Source organism: Mesorhizobium sp. M4A.F.Ca.ET.050.02.1.1, assembly GCF_003997725.1.
Classification (GTDB): Bacteria; Pseudomonadota; Alphaproteobacteria; order Rhizobiales; family Rhizobiaceae; genus Mesorhizobium.
Window position 1 is genome coordinate 1 of record NZ_RZSG01001031.1, and the last position, 1805, is coordinate 1805.

Sequence of the window (1805 nt, forward strand, 5' to 3'; positions counted from 1 at the left end):
GCCATATTGGGTCAGAAGGATCGCGTTGCGGGCGCTGCCGCCTGCCCGCTCCGCAAGTGCCGCGCGCGCAGCCGGCTCCTCGGGTGGCGGCGGCTCGATGCCTTGCAGAACGGTCATCAACTCCTCGTCGCCGAGCGGCGTCAGCCGCACCATCTGGCAGCGCGACCGGATGGTCGGCAAAAGGCTGCCCGGCGCATGCACGATCAGGATGAACAGCGTGCGCGCCGGCGGCTCCTCCAGATTCTTCAGCAAGGCATTGGCGGCATTGGTGTTCATGTCGTCGGCCGGGTCGACGATAACGATGCGGTAGCTGCCGTCGTGCGAGGTCATCGACAGGAAGCGGCTGACCTTGCGGATCTCGTCCACGGTGACGACCGTCTTGAAGCTCTTGGTCTTGTCGTTGGCCGGCCGGGTCAGGTGCAGCACCGAAGGATGCGCCCCCGTGGCGATCTGGCGAAACAAGGATGAGGCCGGGTCAGGTTGGGCGATCGTCTCCGGCGCCCGCTCGAAGGCCGGATGCCTTAGGAGATGATGCGCAAGGTGAAAGGCCAGCGTCGCCTTGCCGATGCCGACCGGCCCGGCAAGGATCAATGCGTGCGGCAGCTTGCCGGCGCGATAGGCCGCCACGAGCATGGATGCCGCCTGATGGTGGCCGACAAGGCGAGCCGTCTCGGACGGTTCCGGCACGCCGTCCAGCGTGTCGTGCTGCTCGGGGGCGATGCGTTCGAAGATCATGCCGTCGCTGTCTGCCGCTTCTCGGCCGGCGTTATCGTCTCCAGCGCCGCGAAGACGGCGGCGGTGACGACATTCTCAACCGTCTCTGGGTCGGCGGAGGCGTCGACGACTATGCAACGCTCTGGCTCGGCCTCGGCGATGGCGAGAAAGGCCTCGCGCCGGCGGCGATGGATATCGAGCGTTTCCTTCTCGAAGCGGTCGGGGCCGTCATTGGCGCCGCGGCGGGCGGTGGCGCGCCGCAGGCCCTCGATGGGATCGATGTCGAAGATCAGCGTCATGTCGGGCACCATGCCGTTGATGGCGACCTCTTCCAGCGTCGCCATGAAGGCTGGATCGAGACCACCAGTGACGCCCTGGTAGACACGCGAGGAATCGATGAAGCGGTCGCAGAGCACGATCGACCCGCGCTCGACCGCCGGCCGGATGACCTGCTCGACATGGTCGGAACGGGCGGCGGCGAACAGCAGCGCCTCCATCTTGGGGCCGAAGGGCTCGGCGGCGCCGGAAAGCAGCACATGCCGCACCGCCTCGGCGCCCGGCGAGCCGCCGGGCTCGCGGGTGACGAGGACGTCATATTTCTTGGCGCGCATCCGCTTTGCCAGCCGCTCGATCTGCGTCGACTTGCCTGCCCCCTCGCCGCCTTCGAAGGTGATGAAAAATCCGCTCGTCACCGGAAAAAGCCTCTGCCCATGCTGGACGCTGTCATAGCCCTCGTCCGATAAAAGGTCTATGCGCTAACGCAACCAGCCGACGGCCAGTTCCTTGGCGGCATCGAGCGCGCGCTGCGGCAGCGTGCCGACGCCGACCGTTTCGGCGGCGAAAAGCGGCGTCTCCTGGCTCAGCGTGTCGCCGATCCAGACGCGCAGCTTGCCCACCGGCTGCCCCTCCTCCACCGGCGCCGAGACCGGCCCATCATAGACGATTCTTGCGGTCAGCTTGTCGCGGTTGGCGATCGGCAGGAAAATATCGATCGGTCCTTTCGCCTTGAGCGCCACGCCGGATTTGGCGCCGCCGAACACTTGGGCCTCGCCGACCACCTCGTCCTTGGCAAAGATCTCGGTCTTCTGGAA

At 66.6% G+C, this 1805-nt stretch carries 2 protein-coding genes and 1 pseudogene; all 3 read right to left on the bottom strand.

Annotation, left to right across the window (positions count from 1 at the left end):
• A partial coding sequence (locus EOA33_RS34560; RefSeq protein ID WP_127407638.1) for a DNA polymerase III subunit delta' occupies positions 1–735 on the bottom strand: 735 nt, incomplete at its 3' end.
• Positions 732–1406 carry a dTMP kinase gene (tmk, locus tag EOA33_RS34565; RefSeq protein ID WP_126054596.1) on the bottom strand — a complete coding sequence of 225 codons (675 nt, stop codon included), beginning with the start codon at positions 1404–1406 and terminating at the stop codon, positions 732–734. The genes tmk and EOA33_RS34560, both read right to left, overlap by 4 nt.
• A gap of 63 nt (positions 1407–1469) precedes the next feature.
• Positions 1470–1805, bottom strand: a pseudogene (locus tag EOA33_RS34570) (D-alanyl-D-alanine carboxypeptidase); the annotation flags it as partial.